The following is a 25400-nucleotide window of genomic DNA, read 5'->3' on the forward strand; positions in this document are numbered from 1 at the left end:
GGCTGTGGTCCCCCCCCCTCACCGCCCTCACGAGCGGCGGCCTGGATCCGCGCGATGCGGTCGAGGGCGGTGTCCATCGCCTCGGCCAGCGCGGCGTGCACCGCGAGCGGCTCGTCACCGGTGACGTGCAGCGGCTCGTGGCCGTAGCCGCGCAGCAGTTCGTCGAGCTCGCTCTCCGGGATGCGGGCCAGCACGGTCGGGTTGGCGATCTTGTAGCCGTTCAGGTGCAGGACCGGCAGGACGGCCCCGTCGTGGACGGGGTCGAGGAAGGTGGTGGAGTGCCAGGACGCGGCGAGCGGTCCGGTCTCGGCCTCGCCGTCGCCGATGACGCAGGTGACGACGAGCTCAGGGTGGTCGAAGGCGGCGCCGTACGCGTGCGACAGCGAGTAGCCCAGCTCACCGCCCTCGTGGATCGATCCCGGGGTCTCGGGCGCGACGTGGCTCGGCACGCCCCCGGGGAAGGAGAACTGCCGGAACAGCCGGGCCATGCCCGTCGCGTCGCGGGGGACGTCCGGGTAGGTCTGCGAGTAGGTGCCCTCGAGCCAGGAGTTCGCCAGGACGGCCGGGCCGCCGTGCCCCGGGCCCCAGACGGCGAGTGCGCGCTGCCCGCGGGCCTTGACGACCCGGTTGAGGTGGGTGTGGACGAGGTTCAGGCCGGGCGAGGTGCCCCAGTGGCCGAGCAGCCGCGGCTTCACGTGTTCGGGGCGGAGCGGTTCGGCCAGCAGCGGATTGCCCGTCAGGTAGATCTGGCCGACGGCCAGGTAGTTCGCGGCGCGCCAGTGGGCGTCGAGGGCACGGAGCTCCTCGTCGTGCATGGCTTCCTCCGAAACGTCGGGGGCGAGGGACCTCTCCTCCTCAGATTCGGCATGCGCGACGGTGGTCCTCTAGGGCCGGATGGGGCCTCTTCGGCTGTCCGGACCACGACCGGACGTCGGCCGGGCACGCACGGCGCACTGCGCGCGGGGTGCACGATCGACAGCACTCCGACCGGCCCAGCGCGAGCGGGCGGTCGGGGTCCGGCCGAAGACGCGCACGGAGACGTCGCGTGCGGACAGGTCACGCAGCATGCGCGGCACGATCAGCAGCCGGTCCCGGGCCTCCCGGTCGGCGCGTCCCGTGCTGCCGCTGCCCGCGCTGCCGCCGACCCGGCCGAAGGGACGGGGGCCATGCGCTCGGCGGCCAGTCCCTCGAGCCGTGTCAGGTCGGTGGGAAGCGCGGGCAGCACGCCGACGAGCCCGTTGAGGTAGATCTCGTACTGGTGGTCCGCACGGTCGCCCATCGCTGTCCCGCCTCTCGATGCCGAGAGCAGGGCCGTGTCAGGGGGCGGTCCGCCGCGTCCACCCTCAGGACGGCGGTAGTTCGGCCGCCATGTCGGCACGTACGGCCGCGTTGCGGCGGGAGATCACCACCGCCGCCGCGACGGCACTGGCCGCGAAGCAGGCCGCCACCGTCCAGCCGCAGTCCAGTACGTCGCCGGTCAGATGGTCCAGGGAGTAGCGGCCGGGACCGGAGATGCCGATCGCGGCCGCCGTGAAGCCGAGGAACGCCGGGTACTCGAAGCCGCCCGAGGCCGCGAAGAAGCCGGCCGGCAGGTGCACGGAGACGGCGCCGGCCATCCCCCCGGCGGCGGCCGCGCCCGCGGCCGGGGTGGCCAGGCCGAGCGCCAGCAAGGTGCCGCCGCCCGCCTCGACGAGGCCAGAGGCGAGGGCGCTGCGCCGGCCGGGCCGGAAGCCCATGGACTCCATCGCCTCCCCCGTGCCCTCCAGGCCGTGGCCGCCGAACCAGCCGAAGAGCTTCTGGGAGCCGTGCGCGACGAGCACCGCACCGGTCCCGAGGCGCAGTGCGAGCAGTCCGAGGTCCTTGCGGCGGCTGTGGGGCATGGGGGTCCTTCCCGGGCGTGCGGGCGCGTAGGGCCAGTCTCGGCGTCCGCCGCGGGGCGCGCCGCCGATGGTGGGCCGTCCGGGCTTTCGGTGCGAGGCCGACGCGGTGCCGGCGGCAGCCCGGTCTCGGCCGCGCGGTGGGTGGGGAGCGGTCGTGCGCGCGGTCTGTGGGGCGGTCGGCAAGGGCGGTCGATGAGGGTGGTCAGGACGCGATGGCGACGGCCCGCCGTGCGCAGTCCTCGGAGCCGAGGGCGCGGAGCATGAAGTCGGCGAGGTCGGCCCGGCTGACCCGGGAGGCGAGACCGAGCCGCAGGTCGGATCCGGTGCGGTAGACGCCCGTGTAGCGGCCGCCGGTGATGACGGCGGGCCGCACGATCGTCCACAGGTCGCCCTCGGCGCGGATCACTTCCTCCTGGCGGTCCTTGTCCCGCATGACGGCCGGGATCACCAGCGAGGTCGCGAGCCGGTACGCGCCGCGCGCGCCCGGTCCCGACCCGTACGCGCCGACGGCCACCAGTCGCCGTACGCCGAGCTCGCGCATGGCGGGAAGGATGCGCCGCATCCCGTCGGCGCAGACGCCGGCGCCGCGCGGGGACCGGGTGCCGAGGGCGCTGAGCACCCCGTCGGCGCCGCCGACGACGCGGCCCACAACCTCGGGGTCGCGGACGTCGCCGGTCACCGCGGTCAGCCGGTCACGTGGGGGGAGCCGGGCGGGGTCGCGGGCCAGGGCGGTGACCTCGTGGCCCGCGTCGAGCGCCTGGGCGACGAGTTCGCGCCCCACGTGGCCGGTGGCTCCGAAGATCGCGATGCGCATGGGGTCGCTCCGGTCGGTGGACGGTCGGGTCGGTCGGGTCGGTCGGGTCGGTCGGGGGAACGGTCACCGGCCATCCTGGGCCACCGGCGGCCGGGCGGCTACTTCAGCAGTCGCGACATCCGGCGGTCGGCGAGCGGCTTGCCACCGGTCTGGCACGTCGGGCAGTACTGCAGGGAGGAGTCGCTGAAGGAGACCTCCCGGATCGTGTCGCCGCAGACGGGGCAGGGCAGTCCGGTGCGCCCGTGCACGAGCAGCCCGGTCCTCTTCTCGCCCTTCAGCTCGCCCGCTGCCAGGCCGCGGGAGCGTTCGACGGCGTCCCGGAGCGTGGTGCGCAGCGCCTCGTACAACCGGCTGATCTCCTCTTCGGAGAGGTTCGCGGCGAGCGCGTACGGGGACATCCGCGCCGCGTGCAGCACCTCGTCCGAATAGGCGTTGCCGACACCGGCGATGACGCCCTGGTCGCGCAGGACGCCCTTGACGCGGCGGCGTTCGCCGGCGAGGAGGCTCGCGAAGACCTCGCGGGTGAAGGCGGGGTCGAGTGGCTCGGGGCCGAGGCGGGCGATGCCGGGGACGTCCCGGGGGTCCCGGACGCAGTGGACGGCCAGGCGCTTCTGCGTCCCCGCCTCCGTCAGGTCGAAGCCGGCACCGTCCGGTTCCGCCATCAGCAGCCGCAGCGCGAGCGGGCCCTTGCCCGGCCGGGGCGGCGTCGCGGGCAGGTCGTCCTTCCACCTCAGCCATCCGCCCCGGGCCAGGTGGACGGCGAGGTAGGGGCCGGCGCCGTCGTCGGTGGTGAACACCAGGAACTTGCCACGCCGGGCGACGGAGGTCACGGTGCGCCCGTGCAGCGCGTCCAGCGGCGGGTCGTAGGTCTTGAGGACGCTCACCGCCACCGGCAGGATTCGGGCGATGGCGTGCCCGGCCATGCGGTCGGTGAGGAACCCGGCGAGGGCTTCGACTTCGGGCAGCTCCGGCATGCGGCCAGTGTGCGCCCCCAGGCTGCGGGGTGCGAACGGCGACGGTACGGCCCGAGCCTGCCTCCGACGTCAATTCCGTGCGATATGAGGGAAGTTGGATGGCCGGGAGAACTGGACATCCGGCCGCCGGATGTGAATGATCGCAGCCATGGCCGATTCTCTCCCCCTGCCCGCCGAGGCACCGACTCGTCCGGGCCCCGGTGCGCTGGACCCCACCGAGGTGATACCCCGGCCGCAGCCGGTGGAGGCCGGTGAGGCGGAGGAGGTCAGGGTCATCAGCGGCGAGGTCGTCGGCGGCCGCCACCGAGGACAGCGCCGCGGGCCCGGTCGCGGCTCTCTGGGAACGGCCGTTCTGACGGCGACCGGCGCGGTCGCGGGGCTGTCCATGCTCATGCCGCACGGCGGCGGCGACACCATCGCGCAGGCCGCCCAGGAGCCGGTCACGGCCGCGCCCGACGGGCCCGGGCCGGACGCGGCCCTCGATGAGACCATCATGCCGACCGCCGCGGGCGCCGTCGTCTCCGCCGGGATTCACAGGACCGGCGCATCGGAGGGCGCGGCACCCGCGTCCAAGGGCACGGCCGGCGGCACGAGCGCAAGCACCGGTACGGGATCCGGCACGCACACCGCCGCGCGGACGGACGCCCCTGCGGGCGCCGTCGCCCCGGGCCGCCACGCCCGCCTCAGCGGCACCTGGGACAGCGAGGACTGGCAGGAGGCCGTGGCCCGCGCCGTCGCCGCGCACCGCTCGGGCGAGCAGGGGCGCCTCGGCGGCCGGCACCGCGCCGGCGGCGGCCACGGCTGGAACGGCGGGCACGTCCGGGACCGCGGTCCCGGCGGCCCGGGGGCCGGCGAGCGGCAGGGCGGCTGGCCCGGGCGCGGCTGAGGCGCCGGCACCTCAGGGCACCGCCGGCGTGGTCGCGGCCGGGCCGCTCGCGGGCGGGCGTCCAGGGGTGCCGCGGCGGATCGCCCCCATAGGCGCGTCGTCCGTCCCCCGCGTCCGAAGACCCGGCCGATCGTCACCACTCCGGCGGCCGGTCCGCTCCACCACTCCTCACGCGTCGTCCGGTGATCCCAGGTCAAGGTCTCGCAGCCGGCTTCCCGGACGGGGCTGGGCGAGGCACACGGATCACCGAACGCGCCGGCCCCAGCGGCGCCGGGTGGATCACGCACCAGGGGCTGCCGAAGCCTGCTCGGGGCGCGGCGGAGAACGTCGGCATCACAGACAGCGGCGATGGCGCGCCGGATCAGGGGTGAGCGGCCGCCCGCAGCGAGTCCCCCGTGGGTCCGCCCGCGGGAGGCGACGCTTCCCGCACCCGCGCTCGCCGTCCGGCACGGACACCGGTACGGGCACCGCCGCGCGCACCGCCACGATCGCGCCCACCCGGTCCTTCCCACCCCCGCGCGCAAGGCCTCCCGGTCGCCCCGCTCCTGCCTCCCCCGCTCCTCCGTGGCCGCTGCGCCGTGACAGGAGCCCGCCGCCGCCCTCTGGGCAAGGCCGTCCGGACGAACGAGACTGAGGGCAGGCGAGCGTGAGGAGCGGCGCACGTGACGGTCAAGGTGGACAGGCCCCTGACGGCCTCCCCTCGCCGCGCCTCCTCCTGGACGCGCGGCGCGGCGGCCGCGGCGGTCGGGGCGCTGCCCGCGCTGGCGTTCCCCGCGCCGTCGCTGTGGTGGCTCGCGTACATCGCCCTCGTTCCGTGGATGCTGCTGCTGCGCGCCGCGCCGACCGGGCGGCGGGCCGCGCTGGACGGATGGCTGGGCGGGGCCGGCTTCATGGTGGCCGTGCACCACTGGCTGATCCCGAGCCTGCACGTCTTCATCGTGGTCATCGCGCTGCTGTTGGGGGCTCTGTGGGCGCCGTGGGGGTGGCTGGTGCGGCGGCTGCTCGCGGGTACTCCGGGGCGCCGCTCGGTGGTGGCGGCGACGGTGCTGGTGCCCTGTGCCTGGCTGCTGGCCGAGCTGGTGCGGTCGTGGGAGTACCTGGGCGGTCCGTGGGGGCTGCTGGGGGCGAGCCAGTGGCAGGTACCGCCCGCGCTGCGGCTGGCGTCGATCGGGGGCGTATGGCTGGTCGGCTTCCTCGTGGTGGCGGTGAACACGGCGGTGGCCGCGCTGCTCGCGGTGCCCGCGAGCCGGGCCGCCGCGGGGTCGGTGCTGGCGGCCGCGGCGGTGGCGACGGCCTCGGTGTGGGCCTGGGCGCCGGTGCCGTCCGGTGCGGGGGACGCCGCCGAGCCCGGAGAGCGGACGGTACGGGTGGCGGTGGTGCAGCCGGGGGTCGTCGCCGGGGCAGAGCCGCGCTTCGACCGGGGGGAACACCTGACCCGCACGCTCGCGGGACAGGGCGTGGACCTGGTGGTGTGGGGGGAGAGCAGCGTCGGTTTCGACCTGTCGGCCCGCCCGGACCTGGCGGACCGGCTGGCGGCACTCTCCCGTGACGTCGGCGCCGCCGTCCTGGTCAACGTGGACGCCCGGCGGGCGGACGCCCCGGGGATATCCAAGACCTCGGTGCTGATGGGCCCGGACGGGCCGGTCGGCGAGGGCTACGACAAGATGCGGCTGGTGCCCTTCGGCGAGTACGTACCGGCCCGCGGCGTGCTGGGCTGGGCCACGTCGGTGGGCAGGGCGGCCGCTGAGGACCGGATCCGCGGGGAACGCCAGGTGGTGATGGACGCCGGCACGGTGCGGCTGGGGCCCCTCGTCTGCTTCGAGTCGGCGTTCCCCGACATGAGCCGGCACCTGACGGACGACGGGGCGCAGCTGCTGGTGGCGCAGTCCTCCACGTCCTCGTTCCAGGAGAGCTGGGCACCCGCGCAGCACGCCTCGCTGGCGGCGCTGCGCTCGGCGGAGTCCTGGCGCCCCATGGTGCACGCGACGTTGACCGGCGTCAGCGCCGTCCACGATGCCCACGGCACACGCATCGGCCCGACACTGGGCACCTCGACCAGCGCCGCACAGATCTACGACATCCCCCTGAGCTCGGGACGCAGCCCCTACGACCGGCTCGGCGACTGGGTACCCCCGCTGGCGCTCCTCCTCCTGGCCGGGGCGGGCGCGTACGAGGCGACGCTCAGGAGGTCTGCCCGGTCACGGCTGTGAGGACACGCCCGCGCGGCGCCTCGCGAGCGGCACCGCGCTCCGCGGAGTCCTGGCGCCGACCGGCGTCAGCGCGGTCGACGACGCCCACGGCACACGCATCGGCCCCGCGCTCGGCACGTCTGCCGGCGCCGCACCGGACCGGCTCCTGGCCGGGGCGAGCACGCACGAGGCGACGCTCAGGACGTCTGCTCGCCACCACGCTCAGCACGTCTGCTCGCCCACGGCCATGACGATGCGCTCGCACAGTTCGTGGGTGCGCAGCGCGTCGCGGGCGTCGAGGGGCGTGCCACGGCGTACGGCGTCGAGGAAGGTGAGGGCGATCCCCTCTATGCCGCGCTGGCGGGCGACGGGAACCCAGTCGCCGCGGCGGCGGACGGTGGGCTGGCCCCGGTGGTCGACGACCTCGGCCAGGTTGAACACCTGCCGCTTGCTGTCCTGGCCCATGACCTCCAGGACCTCCTCGTTGGAGCCGCTCATGCGGTTCATCACGCCGATCGCGGTGAAGCCGTCGCCCGACAACTGCAAGGTGACGTGGTGGAGCAGCCCGTCGCGGACCCGGGCCCGGACATCGGTGTGCTCGACGCGGCCCGGGAGGAGGAAGCGCAGGGTGTCGACGACATGAATGAAGTCGTCGAAGACGACGGTGCGCGGGTTCTCCGGAAGGCCGATGCGGTTCTTCTGCAGGAGGATCAGGTCGCGCGGGTGGTCGGCGCACTGCACGTAACCGGGCGCGTGACGGCGGTTGAAGCCGACCGTCAGCCCGACGCCGCGCTCCTCGGCGAGCCGCACCAGGTGCTCGGCCCCGGCCAGGTCGTAGGCGAGCGGCTTGTCGACGTAGACGGGGACGCCCGCGGCGATGAGGCGTTCGGTGATCTCGACGTGCGTCTCGGTGGGGGCGTGCACGAACGCCCCGTCGAGCCCCTGGTCGATCAGGGCGTCAAGGGTGTCGTGGCGGTGCGCGGACGGGACGCGGTAGGTGTCGCCGACGTCGTCGAGGGTGGCGCGGGTGCGGGTGTGCAGGTGGAGATCGACTCCCGGCTGGGCCGCGAGCACCGGCAGATACGCCTTGCGCGCGATGTCGCCGAGTCCGATGACCCCGATCCTGAGGGGTTCCATGTGCCGCTCCCGCCTGCCTCTGCCATGCCTGACCTGTGCCGACGGCAGCATACGGGCCGCCCGCCGGCGGGCGATCCCGGGCGGTGCCGCCCGGCCACGGGGTCCGGCTGCGTTCTTCCCGCGTCTGGAAGCGTGTCGTGCGCGGCCGCCGTCGACCGCGCACGGGAGCGGGCCGAGGGCGGGCTGCCGACGGCTGACGCGTCGACGCTGTCGGAGAACGGACAACCGCGCACAGCCATGGCGCCCGCCCCCGTCCGGCCTCACACTGCTCGGTCTGCTCCGGCGCATGGCGGATGTCGAACGCACTTGTTTCGCGCCGTGTTGGCCGGGGAGGCCCCGGCTCGACGCCACCGGGCAGGACCCGGACGGCGAGTTCCTCGACCTCGGCAAGGCCGACACCGCCGAGGCGTTCGCGACGTGGCGCGAGCAGGTCACGCGCGCCCGCGAGCCGGCCCGTGGCCGGTCACTGGACGACATCGCGCCGCGGCGCGACAAGGACCTGGTCTCCCGGCGCTGGATCGCCCACATGATCGAGGAGTACGCCCGGCACAACGGTCACGCCGACCTGCTCCGCGAACGCATCGACAAAGTCACCGCGGACACGCTTCCCCCGGCGCCCGGCGCGCGACCGACCGCCGCACGCCCTCGTCTCGGCCGGCCCGCGGGTGAACCTGGCCCGGTCGGCCGCGTCCGCCCGCGAAAGTGCCCCGGCGCGGGCCACGTCGACCCCCGTGCGTCGCCCGGCCCGCGCCCGTCTCACTCCCCCAGGTCCGGGATGCGCCAGTCCACCGGGTCATGGCCCTGCGCCTTGAGCGCCTCGTCGATCTGGGTGAAGGGACGGCTGCCGAGGAAGAGCTTGGCCGACAGCGGCGACGGGTGGGCGCCCTGGACGACCGCGTGCCGCGCGGTGTCGATCAGCGGCAGCTTCTTCTTGGCGTAATTGCCCCACAGCACGAAGACCGCCGGGTCGGGCCGGGACGCGACGGCCCTTATGACGGCATCGGTGAACTTCTCCCAGCCCTTGCCCTTGTGCGAGTTGGCCTCCCCCTCACGCACCGTCAGCACCGCGTTGAGCAGCAGCACACCCTGCTCGGCCCACGGCATCAGATAGCCGTTGTCGGGGATCGGGTAGCCGTACTCCTCCTTCATCTCCTTGAAGATGTTCCGCAGCGAGGGCGGGGTCTTGACCCCGGGCCGCACGGAGAAGCACAGGCCGTGGCCCTGCCCCTCGCCGTGGTAGGGATCCTGGCCGAGGATCAGCACCTTCACCTTGTCGTACGGAGTGGCCTCCAGGGCCGCGAAGACCTGCTCACGCGGCGGGAAGACCCTGTGCTTCCCGCGTTCCTCCTCCACGAACTCGGCGAGCTGGGCGAAGTAGTCCTTCTCCAGCTCCTCACCGAGGACGGCCTGCCAGGACTCGGGCAGTGTGATGGGCACGTCGGGAACCTCCGGTACGCGGATCCGTTACTGGGGACGAACGTACCGCCGGGCACTGACAGTCCGTCCGGCCGGGTCACCGGCCCGTTCCGTCCCCTCGGCCAGGACCCCGGTGCCGGCCGCCAGGACGGCGGCCGGCACCGGGGTCCGTGCGCGCGGAGGCGCGCCAGGGGGCGCCAGGGGCGGGCCTCAGCCGCCCACGCTCGCCGTGAGGAAGATGCCGCCGTCCACGACCAGGGTCTGGCCGGTGATCCAGGCCGCCGCGTCCGAGAGCAGGAAGGCGGCGGCGCCGCCGATGTCCTCGGGCACGCCGAGCCGCCCCAGCGGGTACGCCGCCGCGGCCTGCTCCTCGCGGCCCTCGTAGAGGACGGCGGCGAACTTGGTCTTGACGACGGCGGGGGCGATGGCGTTGGCGCGGACGCCGGGCGCCATCTCGGCGGCGAGCTGCAGCGTGAGGTTGACCATCGCGGCCTTGCTCATGCCGTACGCGCCCACGAGCGGGGAGGCGCTGACGCCCGCCACGGAGGCGATGTTGACGATCGCGCCGCCGTTCTCCTTCATCCACGCCCGGTGGGTCTGCTGGGCGAAGCCGAGCGCGGAGAGGACGTTGGTCTCGAAGACCTTGCGGGCGACGCCGAGGTCGAGTTCGGCGAGCGGGCCGAAGACCGGGTTGGTGCCGGCGTTGTTGGCAAGGTAGTCGACGCGGCCGAAGGCCTCCATCGTGCGCTCGACGACCTCTGCCTGGTGCGCCTCGTCGTGGGCCTTGCCGGCCACGCCGAGGGCCCGGTCGGCGCCGAGCCGTTCGACGGCCTCCTTCAGCGGCTCCTCGTTGCGGCCGGTGATGACCACACGGTCACCGCGGGCGACCAGGGCCTGTGCGATGCCGTAGCCGATGCCGCGGCTGGCGCCGGTGACGATCGCGACGCGGCCGCTGTCGGGATGGGTGCTCATGATGCGGTCTCCTGTCGCGGGTCAGTCGAGCGGGCCGCCGGCCACGTACAGCACCTGGCCGGACACAAAGCCCGCGTCGTCGCCCGTGAAGAAGGCGATGGCGTTGGCGACGTCCTCGGGCCGACCCACCCGCTGCACCGGGATCCGGGTGGCGGCCGCGGCCTGGAACTCCTCGAAGCCCATGCCGACGCGGGCCGCGGTGGCGGCGGTCATGTCGGTGGCGATGAAGCCGGGGGCGACGGCGTTGGCGGTCACGCCGAACTTGCCGAGCTCGTGCGCGAGGGTCTTGGTGAAGCCCTGCAGCCCCGCCTTCGCGGCCGAGTAGTTGGCCTGCCCGCGGTTGCCGAGGGCGGAGGACGAGGACAGGTTGACCACGCGGCCGAACCCGGCGTCCACCATGTGCTTCTGGACGGCGCGCGTCATCAGGAAGGCGCCGCGCAGGTGCACGTTCATGACCGTGTCCCAGTCGGAGGCGCTCATCTTGAAGAGCAGGTTGTCGCGGAGCACTCCCGCGTTGTTGACCAGGATCGTCGGCGCCCCCAGCTCCGCGGCGACGCGCGCGACCGCCGCCTCGACCTGCTCCTCGTCGGAGACGTCGGCGCCGACGGCGACGGCCCGGCCGCCGGCCTTGGTGATCTGCTCGACGGTGTCCTTGCACGCGGTCTCGTCGAGGTCCAGCACGGCCACGGCGCGACCCTCGGCGGCCAGGCGCACGGCGGTGGCGGCGCCGATGCCGCGCGCCGCCCCGGTCACGATCGCTACGCGCTGCTCGGTGGTCGACATCTGCTCTCCTCAGCCCTGGGGGGAGCGGTCGCGCAGGTGAGCGACCGCTTAGTACGTCCCGTAGCCGAAACCGTAGGAGCGCGGTGACCCTGTGTCAACGCTCCCACCGCGCCGGTGTGGCTCAGCGCACCAGAAGATCCAGCAGACGGTCCACCTCCGCCTCCGGGTCCTCGGTCAGCCCGGTGTGGATCGGGCCCGGCTGCACGATGGTGCTGCGCGGCGCCGTCAGCCAGCGGAAGCGCCGCCCCGGATCGTCCCCCGCCGCCTGCCCGGCCTGCTCGCCGCCCGCGCAGATGCCCTCGTACCCGCGCAGGGCGGCGCGTACGCCGGCGACGTCCACATCGGGGTCGAGGCAGCGCAGCCGGTCCTCGTCCAGATGGACCCGGGCGCCCACGAAGGACTTGGCGCGGCAGTAGACCAGCACACCCGCGTTGATCAGCTCGCCGCGCTCGATCCGGGGCATGACGCGCACCAGGGCGTACTCGAACACATCGCGCCCGCTCGCCGTGCTCACTTCGCGGCCTTCCCCTCGACCCAGGTGCGCAGCCACTCCGGCGGCGCCTGCTTCTCCTGCCGCTTCGGGGCGAGGACGATACGCTCCCCCACGGTGCCGGCACGCGCCAGCAGCACCCGCTCGTACGCGCGCCGCACCTCGTCGGGGCTCGCGAAACCGGGCTCGTCCACCAGCCACTCGTCGGGGATCTGGGCGGTGACCTCACGCAACAGCGCCTCGTCCACGCGCGGTGCGAGGTCGCGGACCGCCGCCTCGATGTCCGGGGCGAAGCGGGCGAGGGCGTGGTCGGCGGCGTCGTAGGGCTTCTCGGCGGCCTGGTCCGCGCCCTTCCAGTTGTGGTGGAAGATCAGCGAGGCGCCGTGGTCGATCAGCCACAGGTCCTGGTGCCAGACCAGCATGTTCGGGTTGCGCCACGAGCGGTCGACGTTGCCGACGAGCGCGTCGAACCACACGATCCGCCCCGCCTCGCCGGACCCCACCTCGAAGACGAGCGGGTCGAAGCCGAGCGCACCGGGGAGGAAGTCCATGCCCAGGTTGAGCCCGCCGCTGGCCTTCAGCAGGTCCTGGATCTCCTGGTCCGGCTCCCCGAGCCCGATCACCGGATCGAACTGGAACCGCACCAGCACCGGAACCCGCAACCCGAGCCGCCGGGCCAGCTCCCCCGCGATCACCTCCGCCACCAGCGCCTTGCGGCCCTGTGCGGCGCCAATGAACTTCACCACGTATGTCCCCAGGTCGTCGGCCTCGACGACGCCGGGCACCGATCCGCCCTCACGCAACGGCGTGACGTAGCGGATCCCGGTCACTTCCTCCATGGGCGCATCCTAGGCGGTGCCGCCTCCGGGGCCTCGGCCGCCCGCGAGCCGGGCCCCGCGCCTCGCCCGGAGATTTTTCCGGCATCGGTTGAACAGCTCACCCGTCCGGCCCGTAGGACAGGGCAGGGCGCGACCCGCGCCCCCGGGCCCCGCAGGCGGTCCGGTACGGACAAGGCAACAGGATGTGTGACGCATGGCCGACACGACTGGCATCGCAGGAGTTCCGACCCGCCGGGCCGTGGTCGCCGCCGCGGGCGCGGCGGGGCTCGTGGTCGCGCTGGCCGCCTGCGGCGACAAGAACGCCGCGGGCACCGTCAGCCCTGCCGCGCCCGCCCAGGGCGGCGGCCAGGGAACCGGGGGTTCGACCCCCGGCGGCGGAGGCGCCGCGGTGACGCTGGCCAAGACCTCGGAGATCCCGGTCGGCGGCGGCAAGATCTTCCCCGACGAGAAGGTCGTCGTCTGCCAGCCCGAGGCGGGCTCCTTCAAGGCGTTCTCCGCCATCTGCACCCATCAGGGCTGCGCCGTCAACCAGGTCGCGGACGGCACGATCAACTGCCCTTGCCACGGCAGCAGGTTCAGCATCAAGGACGGCAGCGTCGCCAACGGCCCGGCGACCCAGCCGCTGCCGGCGGCGCGGATCACGGTGGAGGGGGACTCCGTGGCCTTGGCCTGAGCCCCCGGCCCCCGGCCGGTAGGCGGCTCCGCCCGTCGCCGCTGCTGTCTGCGCGGCCCCGGCGACTGCCTCGTGGACACGACCGCTCCCAGCCCGTGGGTCACGGCCGCTTCCGTACGGGGTGCGCAGGGGGCGAGGCCGCGCGGCACGCCGCCCGGACCGGCCCCGGCGGCGGGGTCACCGCGTGCGGCCTTCACCCGGCCCGCCTCGTCGGCTCGGGAAGCCGCGGCGAAGTGCGGCCGGCGCGGGGCGTCCACGGGTCGAGGGCCGGACCGGCCGCGCCGCAGCGCCCCGTGTGCCGCCGCGCCCGCCACCGCGCGCGCACTGAGGTACGTCACCTCCGCCGGCTGCCGGGCCGCTGTCAGCCCTCGGTGGCCATCACGTCCTCCCCCGCCCGGCGCAGAGCCTCCACCGCGGCGCGGATGGCGGGGCGGCGGTCGGCGTCGGAGCGCCAGACGGCGTAGATGTGGCGCTTCATGGTGTGGCGCACCCGGATGGCGCGGACCCCGGCCGGCAGCGGCCCGCGACCGAGGCGCGGGACGACGGCGACGCCCAGGCCGGCGGCGACGAGGGCCAGGACCGTGGGGTGCTCCTCGGCCTGGTGGGCGACACGCGGTTCCACGCCCTTGCCGCGCAGGGTGAACAGCAGCCACTCGTGGCAGAAGCCTCCGTCCGGCCAGCCGATCCAGTCGTCGCCGGCGAGTTCCCCGAGGTCGACCTCGTCGCGGCCGGCCAGCGGATGGTCCTCGGGGACGACGACGTCGGCGATGTCGTCGAGCAGTGGCTCCTTGGCCAGCCCCCCGGGCAGCGAGAGCGGCTTGTTGTACCAGTCGAGGACGACGGCGAGGTCGATGTCGCCGCGGACGAGCCGGGCCAGCGCGTCATGCGGCTCGATCTCCTGCACCATCGCGCGCAGGCTGGGGTGGTCGTGCCGGATCGCGGCCAGCGCCTGGGGGAACAGCCCGCGCACAGCGGTGGGGAAGGCGCCCAGGCGCAGTTCGCCGACCGCGGCGCCGCGGTGCGCCTCGAGGTCGGAGTGGGCGAGCTCGACGAGCGAGAGGATGCGGCCCGCGTGCCCGGACAGCAGCCGGCCGGCGTCGGTGAGGCGCACCCCGCGGCCGTGTTTGGCCAGCAGGGTCTGACCGGTCTCGCGTTCGAGCTTGCCCATCTGCTGGGAAACGGCCGAGGTCGTCACGTGGAGCACGTCCGCCGCGGCGCTCACCGAGCCGTAGGTGGAGATCGCGTGCAGGATGCGCAGGCGCTCGAGGTTCAACATGTAAGCAACACTACGTGATCATCAGCAGCTTTACTCGCTTGTCCTAAGAGGTTCGATCCGTCATGGTGAGGGCCATGAGCGCACCCAGCACCCGCCGCCCGGCCACCCCGGCCGCCCCGTCCCCTGCCGGCGCCCCACCCGGTCCCGCTCCCGCCGCCCCCTCGGCTCCCGTCCGCCGCCCCGCGGTGGACTGGCGGGTCAGCTGGGCCGTGCTCGCGCTCATCTGGGGCTTCAGCTTCCTGTTCATCAAGGTGGGCACCGAGGCCTACGCCCCGCTGCAGGTCGCGCTCGGCCGCATGGCGTTCGGCACCGCCGTGCTGGCGGCCGCCTTCGCGGTGAAGCGGGAGCGGCTGCCGCGCGGCGGGCGCGCCTGGGGGCACATGGCGGTCGCCGCACTGCTGCTGAACACCCTGCCGTTCACGCTCTTCGCGTACGCGGAGCTCACCATCCCGTCGACGCTCGCGGGCATCTGCAACGCCACGACCCCGCTGTGGAGCATGGTGCTGTCCGTGGCGGCGCTCTCGGACGACAAGCCGACCCGGCAGCGCGTCGCGGGGGTCGGCATCGGCTTCGTCGGCGTGCTCACCGTGCTCGGCGCCTGGCAGGGCTTCTCCGGGACGGACCCGGCGGGCACGGCGATGGCACTGGGCGCCTCGGCGAGTTACGCGGTGGGCTGGATCTACGTGCGCCGCACCCTGAGCGGCAGCGGCAACTCGGCCCTGTCGATGTCCTTCTCGCAACTGCTGCTCGGCACCGCCCAACTGGCCGTGCTGACACCGCTGTTCACGTCCGCACCGGCTGCTTTTCCGCTCTGGCCGACGCTGTCCGTGGTGGCGCTGGGCGCCTTGGGCACCGGCATCGCCTTCCTCCTGCAGTACGGGATCGTCGCGGAGAAGGGCCCGACCATCGCCACGATGGTGACCTATCTGATCCCGGTCATCGCGACAGCTGCCGGTGTGGCGCTGCTGGGCGAGCGCCTGACCTGGAACGAGCCGGTCGGCGCCCTCGTGGTGCTCGCCGGAGCGGCGCTGACCCAGCGCCGTCCGGCAGGCTGAACCGCCCTTTCCCGTCAGCCGAAGCGCCCGGCGCGGTGCGGGCGGACCGCCGCGGCGACCGCGTCGGCCAGAGCCGGCACCTCGTCCACCGTGACCGGCGAGACGGTGACGCGGATGCCCGGCGGTGATGCGAGGCGGAAGCGCGCGCCGGGAGCCACGGCCCAGCCCGCCTGCAGCAGCCCGGCGACGGCCCCGGTCTCGTCGGGCACGGGGACCCAGACGTTCATGCCGCTGCGGCCGTACGCCGTGACCCCGCGGTCGGCCAGCGCCCGCACCAGGGTGTCGCGGCGCGCGGCGTAGGCGGCGGAGACCGCCGCGACGTCGACCGCGCCGGTGCGCCACAGATGGGCGACGGTGTGCTGCAGCAGGTGGCTGACCCAGCCCGGCCCGAGCCGGTAGCGGCCGCGGATCCGGTCCACGGTGACGGGGTCGCCCGTGAGGACGGCCAGCCTCAGGTCGGGGCCGTAGGCCTTGGCCGTGGAGCGGACCAGCATCCAGTGCCGGGTACTGCCGGCCAGCGGGTGCAGCGGCAGCTCGGTCAGGCCGCTCACATGGTCGTCGTCGATGACGAGCACCTGCGGGTGGCCGCCGAGGACCGCGCGCAGTTCGCCGGCGCGTGCCGCGTCGAGCGCGGCACCGGTCGGGTTCTGGCCGCGGTCGGTGACGATCAGCGCCCGTGCGCCCTGCCGCAGGGCCGCCTCCACCTCGCGCGGCAGCGGGCCGTCGTCGTCCACGCCGACCGGGACGGCGCGCAGTCCGAGGGCCGGGACGAGGTCGAAGACGCTCCCCCAGCCGGGATCCTCCACCGCCACCGCGTCGCCGGGCCGCAGGTGGGCGGTGAGCGCGCGCTCCATGGCGTCGAGCGAACCGGAGGTCAGCCCGACCGGGCCAGCCGGCACCCCGTCGGCATCGAAGGCGGCCCGCGCCAGGGCGGCGAGCTCCTCCTCGACCGGCGCCTGCCCATAGAGCATGGGCTGCCGCGCGCTGCGGGCGGCGGCCTCGGCCAGCGCCTCGCCGAAGGCGGGCAGCAGCGCGGTGTCCGGGTTGCCGGTGGACAGGTCGCGGACCCCGGGCGGCACCTCCAGGCGAATCTCGTCCCGCGGAGCGGTCGCCGGACGCCTCCGCACCCGGCTGCCGCGGCGTCCCGCCGTCTCGATGACGCCGCGGTCGCGCAGCAGGCGGTAGGCGGCGGCGACGGTGTTCGGGTTGACGCCGAGTCCGGTGGCGAGCTCCCGCAGCGGCGGCAGCGCGGCGCCGGGGGCGAGCGCGCCTTCCCTGACGGCCTGTTCGACGCTCGCCGCGATCTCCGCTGCGCCCCGGCCAGTGAACGTGTACTCTCCTAGCACAAACAGCATTATGCACTAGTGCAAAGGACCGCGCCATGTCCGCCACGCCCTCCGCTGCCGACGCGTACGCTCCCACCGACCGCACCGTCCCGACCCGCAGCCGCGAGCGCGCCTCGTACGACCGCGACCTGGTGCACGCGATCCTCGACGCGGACTACCTCTGCCACCTCGGCTTCGTGCGCGACGGGGCGCCCGTCGTGCTGCCGACCCTCTACGCCCGCGTCGGCGAAAGGCTGTACGTGCACGGCTCCGCCGGCTCCCCTCCGCTGCGCGGCGCCGGCGAGGCCGCCGGGCTCGCGGTCTGCCTGACCGTGACGCACCTGGACGGGCTGGTCCTGGCCCGTTCCGCCTTCCACCACACCGTCAACTACCGCTCCGTGGTGGTGCACGGCACGGCCCGCCAGGTCACCGACCCCGCCGAGCGCTCCGCCGCCCTGGACGCCCTCGTCGACCACATCGTGCCCGGCCGCGCCCGCGACTGCCGCCCCGCCAACGCCCGGGAACTGGCCGCCACCGCCGTCATCGCCCTCGACCTGCGCGAGGTCTCCGCAAAGGTACGCACCGGCGGGCCCTCCGACGACCCCGAGGACCTGACGCTCCCCCACTGGACGGGGGTGCTGCCCGTCACCCGCGCCTACGGAAGGCCCGAACCCGCCGACGGCCTGGACCCGGCGATCGCCGTCCCCGGCTACCTCACCGCGCGCTGAGAGGACCGCAGGCATGCTCGTACACCCCTGGGACGCCCCCGCCGACGAGGCCGAGTGGCAGGACTGGCTGGCCGCGCACGACTTCGGCCAGCTCGCCGTCAACGGCCTCGGCGACGCGCCCCCGTTCGTCCAGCCGCTGCACTTCGCCTACGACGCCGCACGGCGCGAGGCCGTCACCCACCTCGCCCGGCCCAACCCGCTGTGGGCCGCTATCGAGGCCCACCCCCGGGTGACGCTGAGCGTCGTCGACGACTACACCTTCATCCCCGGCCCCTGGCACGCCCCCGAGGGCACCCCGCCCGAGCACGGAACCCCCACCAGCTACTACGCCGCCGTACAACTGGTCTGCGTGGCGCACCTCGTGGACGACCCCCAGGAGAAGGCGGAGCTGCTGCACCGTCAGCTCGCCCACTTCCAGCCGCGCGGCGACCACGCCCCCGTCGTCCCGGGCGAGGCTCCGTTCGGCCGGATGCTGCCGGGCATCCGCGGGCTGCGGCTGGAGGTCACCGACGTCCGCGCCAAGTTCAAGTTCGGCGGGAACAAGCCGCGCGAGACGCAGTGGCGGGTGACCGGCCTGCTGGCCGAACGGGGAGGTCCGGGCGACGACGCCGCCCGTACCCAGCAGCTGCGCCGCCTCGGGCAGCCGGGCTAGTACCAAGGCCGTGAAGTCATGGCGCGGGCTGGGTTGTCCGGGGGGTAGTCGAGCTGCGCTTTCCCGGACATGAGGAGCGGAGCCCACAGCCGCTGCGGTGGCTGTTCCACCTGCTGCGCGGCCCGGCCGCCACCCCGCAGGAAGCAGGAACCCGTTGGCGCGGCCTGCTGGTGGTCGCGCTCGACGCCACCGCCCTGACCGTGCCCGACACCCCCGCCGTCCTGACCAGGTTCACCAAACAGCAACCACCGCGGGACCGGATACCCCCGACTGCGCCTGCTCACCCTGGCCGCGTGCGGCACCCGCACCCTCATCAACACCGTCTTCGGACCCACCACCTCGGGCGAGACCACCTACGCCCCACACCTGCCGCCCAGCCTGCGGCCCGGGATGACCCTGCTGGCCGACCGCAACTTCGCCGCCCAGAACCTGGTGGCCGACATCGCCGCCACCGGCGCCGAGGTCCTGGTCCGACTCAAGAAGGGCCGCACGATGCCCATCCTCGCCCGCTACCGGGACGGCTCCCCCTGCACGGACTCCCCGTCGCCTTCGCACTCACCGGCGCCAAGGCCGACGAGCGCGAGACCTTACTGGACCTGCCGGCCGTTGAACCACAGCTGACCGCCCGCCGCCCAGGCAACTTTTCGGGGTCACGGCCCTGCTTGAAACAGCAGCCTGGCCAGCCGTGAAGGAGCCGTGCGCACAGCGATCTTCGAATTCATCGAAGGCTGGTACAACCAGGCTGATCGCCACACCCGACTGTGCTGCCCAAGTGGAACAAGCCCACGGATCAAGCCGATCAGTAGATCAAGTCGACGGAGTGCGGCGCGCACTCCGTCTTACCACGCCAAGACTAAGAGGTGGACACATGCACCGAAGAGCCCGACGAGTCTCACCCTCATTCTGCGGAGCCACGTTGCTCATCGCCGCCGCTTTGGCTGTTTCCCCTGCCCTCGGAAGCCAGGCACATGCTGCTGCACGGTCGGTTCCGGCGGCCGGTGCCGCAACTGCTGCCGCACAGGAGGTTCCGACGGCCGGCGCCGCAACGCCCTTCGTGACCGTCGAAGCCGAATCCGGGACGCTTGGCGGCGGTGCACGCATACGCGACCTCGTGCCGGGAGATCCGGTACCCACCGTCGCCACCCTGGAGACCGAAGCATCCGGCTACGCCCTGGCCGAGTTGAAGAGCACCGGCGATTCGGTGACGATACGGAACAGTTCAGGCAAGCAGGCCAATACTCTCGTGGTTCGTGCCTCGATTCCCGATGCGGCGACCGGAGGTGGCAGCACCGCCACTTTGGACCTGTACGTGGACGGCGTGTACCGTCAGGCGATCACGCTGAGTTCAGTGCAGGCGTGGAACTACCGCAACCCGGGAACCAACCCCAACCAGGACGACCCCAATGCCGGCGGTACGGCCTTCCACTTCTACAACGACTTCCCGGTCTGGGTCACGGGTTCCCCCATCCCCGCGAACAGCACCATCACGCTCCGCAAAAACTCCGCCAACACAGCCGCCGTCTACGACGTCGACTCCGTTGATCTGGAGGACGTCGGACCGGCGCTGACCCAGCCGGCCGGTTCGCTGTCCGTCGTCAGCTACGGAGCGGACCCGACCTTCACCAAGGACTCGACGGCCGCAATCCAGAACACGGTGGACGCCGCCCGGACACAGGGCAAGCCGGTATGGATTCCGGCGGGGAAGTACCTGACGAACAGCCTGACTTCCTTCTCGCTGGACTTCACCGGCGTGACGGTTCAGGGCGCCGGCATGTGGTACACCACGCTCTACCGCAAGGTTCCGCTCCCCACTCCCGCAGGATGGCGTTCACAGCTCCTGGTCGGCTCGGGGACCACGCTGAACGACATCCAGATCGACGGGAACGCCGTCTGGCGGGGCGCGGGCGGTGGTGCGGACTACGGCGTCAAGGCCAGCGGCGCGCTCGGCTGGCACGTGAACCGGATCTGGACGCGGCATATCCAGGCCAACTGGCTCTCCGGCAGCAACGGCCTCATGGAGAACAGCCGCTCAAGCGACTCCTACGCCGACGGATTCAACATCAACAACTCCAACAACGCGGACTGGCGCGGCGACAACGTCACCGTCCGCAACTGCTTCGCCCGCGGCACGGGCGACGACGCGTTCGCCACCTTCGCCGACTCCGTCGAGGGGACCCTCCAGCTCGACGGCGCCAAGATCCTCAACAACACTGCTGTCGCGCCCTGGGGGGCCAACGGCATCCGGGTCGCCGGCGGGAAGAACGTCCAGGTGATGAACAACCTGGTGAACAGTGTCTCTCAGATCAGCGCCATGGAAATCGGCATCTACAGTGAACACGGACAACCCCTGGAATCCGCCACCATCAGCGGCAACGTGCTGATCGGCGGCGGCGGATGGAGCGGCGTCGGGTACGGCGCGCGGATCTTCTCTCCGGGCAGTTCCTCGCTGTTCCCGAACGCGTACACGAACGTCACCATGACCAACAATGTTCTGCGCGGAGCTCTCCGTGGGGCGGTCCTCATCGATCGCACCCATGTGAACGTGACGTTCCAGGGCAACACGATCGACAATCCGGGCGAGCACGGAATCCGGGTGAATTCGGGAGTCATCGGCACCGGGACCTTCTCGGACAACGTGGCGCAGAATCTGCGGTCCGGGGCCTACGCGTTCGTCAACGGGTCCCTCGACTTCTCGCCCACTCTCGGCAGCAACAACTGGCAGAACTCGTCTCCTGTGGTCAACGACGACGCCCTCGCCTATGACGGCAGCTGGGTTCACGCCGTCAACCGCATCGACGGGGACCTCAACAACGACGTCCATCACACCCTCACCCCCGGTGCGGTCGCCGCCTATACCTTCACCGGGACCGGAATCCGGTACCTCTCGGAGCGGAATGGCGACGAAGGGACTGTCGACGTCTACATCGACGGGGTGTTCCAGAAGACCGTCGACCTCAAGGTGTCCGGCCCCAGGCAGGTGCAACAGGTGGTGTTCGAGAAGACCGGGCTCAGCAACGGTCAGCACACCTTCAAGCTGGTCAACGGCTCCGGACTGGGCATGATCGACTCGCTGTACATCATCGGTGCGGACGGCGGCACGCCGACGCCGGACCCGACGCCCAGCCCGGTGGTCAACGACGACGCCCTCACCTACGGCTCCGGCTGGAGCTGGGCGCGCAACCGCATCGACGGGGACCTCAACGACGACGTCCACTACTCCGTCATCCCGGGTGCGGTGGCGACCTACACGTTCAACGGGACGGGTATCCGGTACCTGTCGGAGAGGAACGTTGACGAGGGGACCGTCGACGTCTACATCGACGGGGTGTTCCAGAGCACCGTCAATCTCAAGATCTCCGGCCCCAGGCAGGTGCAACAGGTGGTGTTCGAGAAGACCGGGCTCAGCAACGGTCAGCACACCTTCAAGCTGGTCAACGGCTCCGGGCTGGGCATGATCGATTCGCTGTACATCATCACGTCGAGCGGCGGCTCGGGCGGCGGCGGCACCACCGCGCCGACCGGGCGGATCACCGGGTACGGCGGCAAGTGCGTCGACGTGGCGGGCGGCTCCAGCGCCAACGGAACGGCCGTGCAGCTGTACGACTGCAACAGCACCGCCGCGCAGAAGTGGACGATGGCGGCCGACGGCTCCGTCCAGGCCCTGGGCAAGTGCATCAACCTCACCGCCTCGGGCACGGCCAACGGGACCAAGGCGGAGTTGCGCGACTGCAATGGCGGCGCCTCCCAGAAGTGGACCTACAACAGCTCCAGCCGCGCCCTGGTCAACCCCCAGTCGGGGCGGTGCCTGGACGCGACGGGCCCGAGCTCGGCCAACGGCACCCGGCTGCAGATATGGGACTGCGCCGGAAGCAGCAACCAGCAGTGGACCGTGCCTGCCGCGTGACCGGCCCGGCCACGGACACCTCCGGCGTTCACAGTATCCACCGGCCGTTGATGGCGTGCGGAGCCCGACGGCCGGTTCCGCCTCCACCACGCGGCCGATGGGGCGGCCGGCGCCGTCGATGACGGTGGCCGCCCGCTCGTCCGCGTGCTCGCGGGCGGAGGTCTCGTCGTACCCGGCCACGAACTCCACCCGACCGTGGGCCCGCCGGTACGTCGGCTCACCCCCCTCGTGCAGCGGGCCATGTTCCCCGTCGTCCTCGACCGCCTCGGTGCCATGCTCGATCCTCTGCGCGGCCCGCCCCAGGGCCTGGCGGTAGTGGGGGACGTGGGCCTGTCCCAAGGGCCGTAGTGCACGCCGCGCGTGCCGAGGTGTGCGAACACTCTGCGCGGGTAGTCCGCCTCCAGGCGTCGGCGTTCGTCCTCGGTCAGCTCGGCCGGGTCGATCGTAGTGCCAGTGCCAAGGCCGTGAACTTATGGCTCAGGCTGGGTTGTCACGTACCAGGCACGAGGAGCCCACATCGGCCGGACCAGCTGCAAAGCCACCACCGGCATCGAAATCCTCGCCCCGCCGGCCCTTGACAACCCGGCCCAACCACCGACTTCACGGCCTTGGTCTAGTCGTCCATCGCCGCGCCGTACCGGGCGTTCTGGTAGGGCGCGCCGACCGAGCCGCCGCCGTACGTCCAGCTCCCCGGCAGCTTGAGGCCGCCGGCCCCGGCCGAGAACACCCACACCACGCCGTCGTCGGTGTTCTCGCCGGGGGCTCCGGCGAGCAGACCGTAGGAGCCGTCGCGGTTGGGGTCGGTGAAGGAGACCTGCCCGCCGAACCTGTCGGCCTTCTCGGCGGTGCCCGGGACGCCCGCGGTGTTCTGGTTGATGTCCAGGACACCGGTCGCGGTCAGACCCCTCGCCGAACCGCGCAGCACCCACACGGCCCCCGCGTCGGCGACGCTGCCGATGTCCTCTCCGGGGGAGCCGATCGCCACGTCGGCGTACCCGTCGCGGTTGACGTCGCCGACGGACAGGTCGGCGCCGAAGCCGTCACCGCGCTCGGCGACGCCCGGCACACCGGGGTTGTCCTGCGTCCACCAGTACGGCGGGGTGCCCGGTCCCTCCTGGCCCACCAGTCCGTCCCGGCTGCCGTGGTAGACGCCCACCAGGCCGCCGTTCACGAACTCGCCGCCGTCGTCGGGGCTCTGCGGCTCGCCGGTGACAAGGTCGTCGAAACCGTCGCCGTCGATGTCGCCGGAGGCGACGACGGGTCCGCCACGCAGGGCGGTGACGGGCAGCGGATCGATGTCGTCGCTCAGGATGACGTACGACCAGCCGTGGCCCGGCTCGTTCCCCAGGCTGACACCGGAGACGACGAGGTCGGCCAGGCCGTTGTCGTCGTAGTCCCCGGTGGTCAGCGACATCGGCGCGATGCCCGGCCCTTGGGCCTGCCGGGCGGGCGGCATGCGCCGCCGGTCCTCGAAGGGCGTGAACGAGCCGCCGCCCTTGCGGGCCGCGGCCTGCGGCGCGGACTCGTACTGGTAGACGGAGAGCCCCACCGTGTCGATGACGGCGAGCAGGTCACCCGGGACGTAGGTGGTGAAGTGCCCCGCGGCCAGTGCGGTGCCGAACCGCTCGCCCTTGGCGGGGCTGACGGACTGCAGCCACTCGCTCGCGGTGCCGGACAGCCCCTTCGCCGAGCCCCATAGGATCACGGTGCCGCCCGCGTCGGCCCCGACGCCGTTCAGGTCCTCGCCGGGGATGCCGACGACGGCGTCGTCGTAACCGTCCCCGTCCAGGTCGCCGCTCGCCACGGCCCGGCCGAAGGCGTCGCCGGTCTCGGCGGCGCCGGGCACACCGGAGGTGTTCTGGCTGAAGACCCTGGCGCTGGTGGTGACCCCCTTGGGGCCGCCGTACTGCACGGTGACGACCCCGGCGCCGGACCGGCCGCCCACGGTGGCGCCGGGCGCCCCGGTCAGCACGTCCTCGTACCCGTCGCCGTTGAAGTCCCGGTTGCGGTCGCTCGCGTGGGTGCCGCCGGGGGTCCCGGCGACGGACGCGGGCGCGGTGGCGACGGCCGCACCCGTGATGAGGAGAAATGACGCCGCGGTGACCGCAGCCGAACGGTTCTTGCGCATGAGCGGCTCCTTCGCTCACGTACGACCGGGCGGTGCGGGGGTGTCCGGAAAGAGCCCGTTTTCCTTGTCCGGCGCGGTGTATGACACGCCGTGGGACGGAATGGTTGTGCGGAACGCGACACGGAGACGGCGCGGTCGGGCACGGCCGGCCGGCCTCGTGGTGCCGGTGACTTCTCTCGGTGGGCCGGTGCGCACTCCCCCGCGGCCCGCGCCGACCTGGACGACCCGGGCCGTCGCAGCGCTCGGACGCACGCACACGGGTGTGCGGTACGACGTGAAGGCACCCGTTCACATCTGGTGTGCCGCGGGCGCGGCAGCCCCCGTGTCCGCAGGGCTCGTTGCCACCACCGTGCTCGTGCCCTGCTTCTTGGCGCTCTGGGCGACGAAGGCCCCCGCCAGCACGAGCGTGCCGCCGACGATCTGCGGCGTGCCGAGGTGTTCGCCCAGCAGCACCCACGCGAAGACGGTGCCGACCACCGCCTCCAGGCAGGCGACGACGCCGGCCACCTGCGGCGACAACCGCCGCACGGAGACCACGCCGGTGAGATAGGCGAGCACCGTCGCCACCAGCACCACCCAGCCGACGAGCAGGATGGCGGGCACGTCGGCATCGCCGAGGGCCGCCTGCCGGGTGAGCGCCGACCAGTCCATCGACCACGGGCGGGAGACCGCCGTCAGCACGACGGCGCCGATCGTCAGGCCGTACGCGATGACGGCGACCGGGTCGGGGGCGTCGTCGCCGTCGCTGCCGTGGTCGGCCAGCACGAAGTAGCTGACCTGGCAGCACGCGGCGCCGAAGGCGAGGGCCAGGCCCAGAGGGTCGAAGGCGAGCCCCGACCACACCTCGACCACCGCGGCCATGCCGCCGACGGCCAGCACGACCCCGATCGCGGCGGCCCTGCTGACCGCCTTGCGCTGGACGAAGCGCACCCAGCCCAGCAACAGCGCCGGGCCGAGGAACTCCACCAGGATCGCGACGCCGACCGGGATGCGGGAGATCGCCGCGAAGTAGAGGGTCTGGACGCCCGCGACGCCGAGCAGGCCGAAGCCGAGCAGCAGTCCCGGGCGGCGCAGCAGGAGCGACCGGTGCCGCACCACCACGGGCAGCATGACGAGGGTCGCCCCGGCGACGCGCAGCCACACCACGTGCAGCGGGTCGAGCCCCGCCTCGATCAGCGGCTTGGCCACCACCCCCGAACCGCCGAACGCGAACGCGGAAACCAGCGCGAGCCAGAGCCCCGCGTTCCTCCCCTGAGAGACATGCATCGGGCCATGATGA

23 protein-coding genes and 2 pseudogenes are annotated in these 25400 nt (G+C 73.1%); 10 read left to right on the top strand and 15 right to left on the bottom strand.

All coding sequences use genetic code 11. The features are described from left to right. From AC3ET4_RS17445 to AC3ET4_RS17465, 5 genes are all read right to left on the bottom strand, one after another. A partial coding sequence (locus tag AC3ET4_RS17445) for a phosphoketolase family protein (RefSeq protein WP_488175942.1) occupies positions 1-815 on the bottom strand: 815 nt, incomplete at its 3' end. Positions 816-1078: 263 nt separating this feature from the next. After that, positions 1079-1279: a hypothetical protein gene (locus AC3ET4_RS17450; RefSeq protein ID WP_431950285.1), complete on the bottom strand. Its 201-nt coding sequence runs from the start codon at positions 1277-1279 to the stop codon at positions 1079-1081. Between the two features lie 64 nt (positions 1280-1343). Further along, positions 1344-1880, bottom strand: a complete 537-nt coding sequence (locus tag AC3ET4_RS17455) for a DoxX family protein (RefSeq protein ID WP_431950287.1) — start codon at positions 1878-1880, stop codon at positions 1344-1346. A gap of 202 nt (positions 1881-2082) precedes the next feature. Next, complete coding sequence (locus AC3ET4_RS17460; RefSeq protein ID WP_431950289.1) at positions 2083-2694, bottom strand: NAD(P)-dependent oxidoreductase; 612 nt, start codon at positions 2692-2694, stop codon at positions 2083-2085. Between the two features lie 98 nt (positions 2695-2792). Next, complete coding sequence (locus AC3ET4_RS17465; protein WP_431950292.1) at positions 2793-3668, bottom strand: Fpg/Nei family DNA glycosylase; 876 nt, start codon at positions 3666-3668, stop codon at positions 2793-2795. A 148-nt stretch (positions 3669-3816) separates the two neighbouring features. Between AC3ET4_RS17465 and AC3ET4_RS17470 the strand changes: the two genes are divergently transcribed. Together AC3ET4_RS17470 and lnt are read left to right on the top strand one after the other, a co-directional pair. Next, a complete protein-coding gene (locus tag AC3ET4_RS17470) occupies positions 3817-4554 on the top strand; it encodes a hypothetical protein (protein WP_431950294.1) in 738 nt (245 codons plus the stop codon). A 662-nt stretch (positions 4555-5216) separates the two neighbouring features. Continuing rightward, entirely contained in the window at positions 5217-6764 is a 1548-nt protein-coding gene (lnt, locus tag AC3ET4_RS17475; protein ID WP_431950296.1) for an apolipoprotein N-acyltransferase, read from the top strand. Positions 6765-6965: 201 nt separating this feature from the next. On the opposite strand, the gene AC3ET4_RS17480 is transcribed toward lnt, so the two are convergent. After that, positions 6966-7880 (bottom strand): Gfo/Idh/MocA family protein, encoded by a 915-nt coding sequence (locus tag AC3ET4_RS17480; RefSeq protein WP_431950298.1) that lies wholly within the window; start codon positions 7878-7880, stop codon positions 6966-6968. Between AC3ET4_RS17480 and AC3ET4_RS17485 the strand changes: the two are divergent. Further along, a pseudogene (locus AC3ET4_RS17485) lies at positions 7879-8454 on the top strand (mycothiol transferase); the annotation flags it as partial. The gene AC3ET4_RS17480 and the pseudogene AC3ET4_RS17485 overlap by 2 nt on opposite strands. A 182-nt stretch (positions 8455-8636) precedes the next feature. Here the strand turns inward: AC3ET4_RS17485 and AC3ET4_RS17490 are convergent. The 5 genes from AC3ET4_RS17490 to AC3ET4_RS17510 form a co-directional block, all read right to left on the bottom strand. Continuing rightward, the gene (locus AC3ET4_RS17490; RefSeq protein WP_431950300.1) at positions 8637-9317 is read right to left on the bottom strand and encodes a uracil-DNA glycosylase; all 681 of its coding nucleotides are present in this window, start codon (positions 9315-9317) and stop codon (positions 8637-8639) included. Between the two features lie 189 nt (positions 9318-9506). Continuing rightward, positions 9507-10268, bottom strand: coding sequence for an SDR family oxidoreductase (locus tag AC3ET4_RS17495; RefSeq protein WP_431950302.1), 762 nt, complete (start codon positions 10266-10268; stop codon positions 9507-9509). 21 nt (positions 10269-10289) lie between these two features. Then, positions 10290-11051 carry a 3-oxoacyl-ACP reductase FabG gene (gene fabG / locus AC3ET4_RS17500; RefSeq protein ID WP_431950304.1) on the bottom strand — a complete coding sequence of 254 codons (762 nt, stop codon included), beginning with the start codon at positions 11049-11051 and terminating at the stop codon, positions 10290-10292. A gap of 121 nt (positions 11052-11172) precedes the next feature. Further along, positions 11173-11514 carry a DUF3037 domain-containing protein gene (locus AC3ET4_RS17505; protein WP_431950370.1) on the bottom strand — a complete coding sequence of 114 codons (342 nt, stop codon included), beginning with the start codon at positions 11512-11514 and terminating at the stop codon, positions 11173-11175. Positions 11515-11561: 47 nt separating this feature from the next. Then, a complete protein-coding gene (locus AC3ET4_RS17510) occupies positions 11562-12380 on the bottom strand; it encodes a HipA family kinase (RefSeq protein ID WP_431950306.1) in 819 nt (272 codons plus the stop codon). Positions 12381-12573: 193 nt separating this feature from the next. On the opposite strand from AC3ET4_RS17510, the gene AC3ET4_RS17515 reads away from it, so the two are divergent. Then, positions 12574-13053 (top strand): Rieske (2Fe-2S) protein, encoded by a 480-nt coding sequence (locus AC3ET4_RS17515; RefSeq protein WP_431950308.1) that lies wholly within the window; start codon positions 12574-12576, stop codon positions 13051-13053. Between the two features lie 361 nt (positions 13054-13414). On the opposite strand, the gene AC3ET4_RS17520 is transcribed toward AC3ET4_RS17515, so the two are convergent. Next, entirely contained in the window at positions 13415-14329 is a 915-nt protein-coding gene (locus AC3ET4_RS17520; protein ID WP_431950310.1) for a LysR family transcriptional regulator, read from the bottom strand. A 74-nt stretch (positions 14330-14403) separates the two neighbouring features. On the opposite strand from AC3ET4_RS17520, the gene AC3ET4_RS17525 reads away from it, so the two are divergent. Further along, positions 14404-15384, top strand: a complete 981-nt coding sequence (locus AC3ET4_RS17525) for a DMT family transporter (protein WP_431950312.1) — start codon at positions 14404-14406, stop codon at positions 15382-15384. Positions 15385-15398: 14 nt separating this feature from the next. On the opposite strand, the gene AC3ET4_RS17530 is transcribed toward AC3ET4_RS17525, so the two are convergent. Continuing rightward, positions 15399-16739, bottom strand: a complete 1341-nt coding sequence (locus AC3ET4_RS17530) for an aminotransferase class I/II-fold pyridoxal phosphate-dependent enzyme (protein WP_431950314.1) — start codon at positions 16737-16739, stop codon at positions 15399-15401. A gap of 26 nt (positions 16740-16765) precedes the next feature. Between AC3ET4_RS17530 and AC3ET4_RS17535 the strand changes: the two genes are divergently transcribed. From AC3ET4_RS17535 to AC3ET4_RS17555, 5 genes and pseudogenes are all read left to right on the top strand, one after another. Then, on the top strand, positions 16766-17437 hold the full coding sequence (locus AC3ET4_RS17535) for a pyridoxamine 5'-phosphate oxidase family protein (protein ID WP_431950317.1): 672 nt from the start codon (positions 16766-16768) through the stop codon (positions 17435-17437). Positions 17438-17450: 13 nt separating this feature from the next. Next, a complete protein-coding gene (locus AC3ET4_RS17540) occupies positions 17451-18089 on the top strand; it encodes an FMN-binding negative transcriptional regulator (protein WP_431950319.1) in 639 nt (212 codons plus the stop codon). 527 nt (positions 18090-18616) lie between these two features. Further along, positions 18617-18727 (top strand): annotated as a pseudogene (locus AC3ET4_RS17545) (IS982 family transposase); the annotation flags it as partial. Positions 18728-18957: 230 nt separating this feature from the next. Next, on the top strand, positions 18958-21993 hold the full coding sequence (locus AC3ET4_RS17550) for a ricin-type beta-trefoil lectin domain protein (protein WP_431950372.1): 3036 nt from the start codon (positions 18958-18960) through the stop codon (positions 21991-21993). Between the two features lie 144 nt (positions 21994-22137). Beyond that, positions 22138-22341 (top strand): hypothetical protein, encoded by a 204-nt coding sequence (locus tag AC3ET4_RS17555; protein ID WP_431950321.1) that lies wholly within the window; start codon positions 22138-22140, stop codon positions 22339-22341. 265 nt (positions 22342-22606) lie between these two features. Here the strand turns inward: AC3ET4_RS17555 and AC3ET4_RS17560 are convergent, their stop codons facing one another. Further along, positions 22607-24121, bottom strand: a complete 1515-nt coding sequence (locus AC3ET4_RS17560) for an FG-GAP repeat protein (RefSeq protein WP_431950323.1) — start codon at positions 24119-24121, stop codon at positions 22607-22609. Between the two features lie 288 nt (positions 24122-24409). Continuing rightward, positions 24410-25387: an EamA family transporter gene (locus tag AC3ET4_RS17565; RefSeq protein ID WP_431950325.1), complete on the bottom strand. Its 978-nt coding sequence runs from the start codon at positions 25385-25387 to the stop codon at positions 24410-24412. Between the last annotated feature and the right edge of the window lie 13 nt (positions 25388-25400).

It is taken from the genome of Actinacidiphila sp. bgisy167 (genome assembly GCF_057707665.1).

What these genes read in the sequence shown, in the direction of transcription:
- AC3ET4_RS17450 (WP_431950285.1), bottom strand. Translation starts at nt 1,279, where the DNA reads ATGGGCGACCGTGCGGACCACCAGTACGAGATCTACCTCAACGGGCTC.
- AC3ET4_RS17455 (WP_431950287.1), bottom strand. Translation starts at nt 1,880, where the DNA reads ATGCCCCACAGCCGCCGCAAGGACCTCGGACTGCTCGCACTGCGCCTC.
- AC3ET4_RS17460 (WP_431950289.1), bottom strand. Translation starts at nt 2,694, where the DNA reads ATGCGCATCGCGATCTTCGGAGCCACCGGCCACGTGGGGCGCGAACTC.
- AC3ET4_RS17465 (WP_431950292.1), bottom strand. Translation starts at nt 3,668, where the DNA reads ATGCCGGAGCTGCCCGAAGTCGAAGCCCTCGCCGGGTTCCTCACCGAC.
- AC3ET4_RS17470 (WP_431950294.1), top strand. Translation starts at nt 3,817, where the DNA reads ATGGCCGATTCTCTCCCCCTGCCCGCCGAGGCACCGACTCGTCCGGGC.
- AC3ET4_RS17480 (WP_431950298.1), bottom strand. Translation starts at nt 7,880, where the DNA reads ATGGAACCCCTCAGGATCGGGGTCATCGGACTCGGCGACATCGCGCGC.
- AC3ET4_RS17495 (WP_431950302.1), bottom strand. Translation starts at nt 10,268, where the DNA reads ATGAGCACCCATCCCGACAGCGGCCGCGTCGCGATCGTCACCGGCGCC.
- fabG (WP_431950304.1), bottom strand. Translation starts at nt 11,051, where the DNA reads ATGTCGACCACCGAGCAGCGCGTAGCGATCGTGACCGGGGCGGCGCGC.
- AC3ET4_RS17505 (WP_431950370.1), bottom strand. Translation starts at nt 11,514, where the DNA reads ATGCCCCGGATCGAGCGCGGCGAGCTGATCAACGCGGGTGTGCTGGTC.
- AC3ET4_RS17510 (WP_431950306.1), bottom strand. Translation starts at nt 12,380, where the DNA reads ATGGAGGAAGTGACCGGGATCCGCTACGTCACGCCGTTGCGTGAGGGC.
- AC3ET4_RS17515 (WP_431950308.1), top strand. Translation starts at nt 12,574, where the DNA reads ATGGCCGACACGACTGGCATCGCAGGAGTTCCGACCCGCCGGGCCGTG.
- AC3ET4_RS17520 (WP_431950310.1), bottom strand. Translation starts at nt 14,329, where the DNA reads ATGTTGAACCTCGAGCGCCTGCGCATCCTGCACGCGATCTCCACCTAC.
- AC3ET4_RS17525 (WP_431950312.1), top strand. Translation starts at nt 14,404, where the DNA reads ATGAGCGCACCCAGCACCCGCCGCCCGGCCACCCCGGCCGCCCCGTCC.
- AC3ET4_RS17530 (WP_431950314.1), bottom strand. Translation starts at nt 16,739, where the DNA reads ATGCTGTTTGTGCTAGGAGAGTACACGTTCACTGGCCGGGGCGCAGCG.
- AC3ET4_RS17535 (WP_431950317.1), top strand. Translation starts at nt 16,766, where the DNA reads ATGTCCGCCACGCCCTCCGCTGCCGACGCGTACGCTCCCACCGACCGC.
- AC3ET4_RS17540 (WP_431950319.1), top strand. Translation starts at nt 17,451, where the DNA reads ATGCTCGTACACCCCTGGGACGCCCCCGCCGACGAGGCCGAGTGGCAG.
- AC3ET4_RS17550 (WP_431950372.1), top strand. Translation starts at nt 18,958, where the DNA reads ATGCACCGAAGAGCCCGACGAGTCTCACCCTCATTCTGCGGAGCCACG.
- AC3ET4_RS17560 (WP_431950323.1), bottom strand. Translation starts at nt 24,121, where the DNA reads ATGCGCAAGAACCGTTCGGCTGCGGTCACCGCGGCGTCATTTCTCCTC.
- AC3ET4_RS17565 (WP_431950325.1), bottom strand. Translation starts at nt 25,387, where the DNA reads ATGCATGTCTCTCAGGGGAGGAACGCGGGGCTCTGGCTCGCGCTGGTT.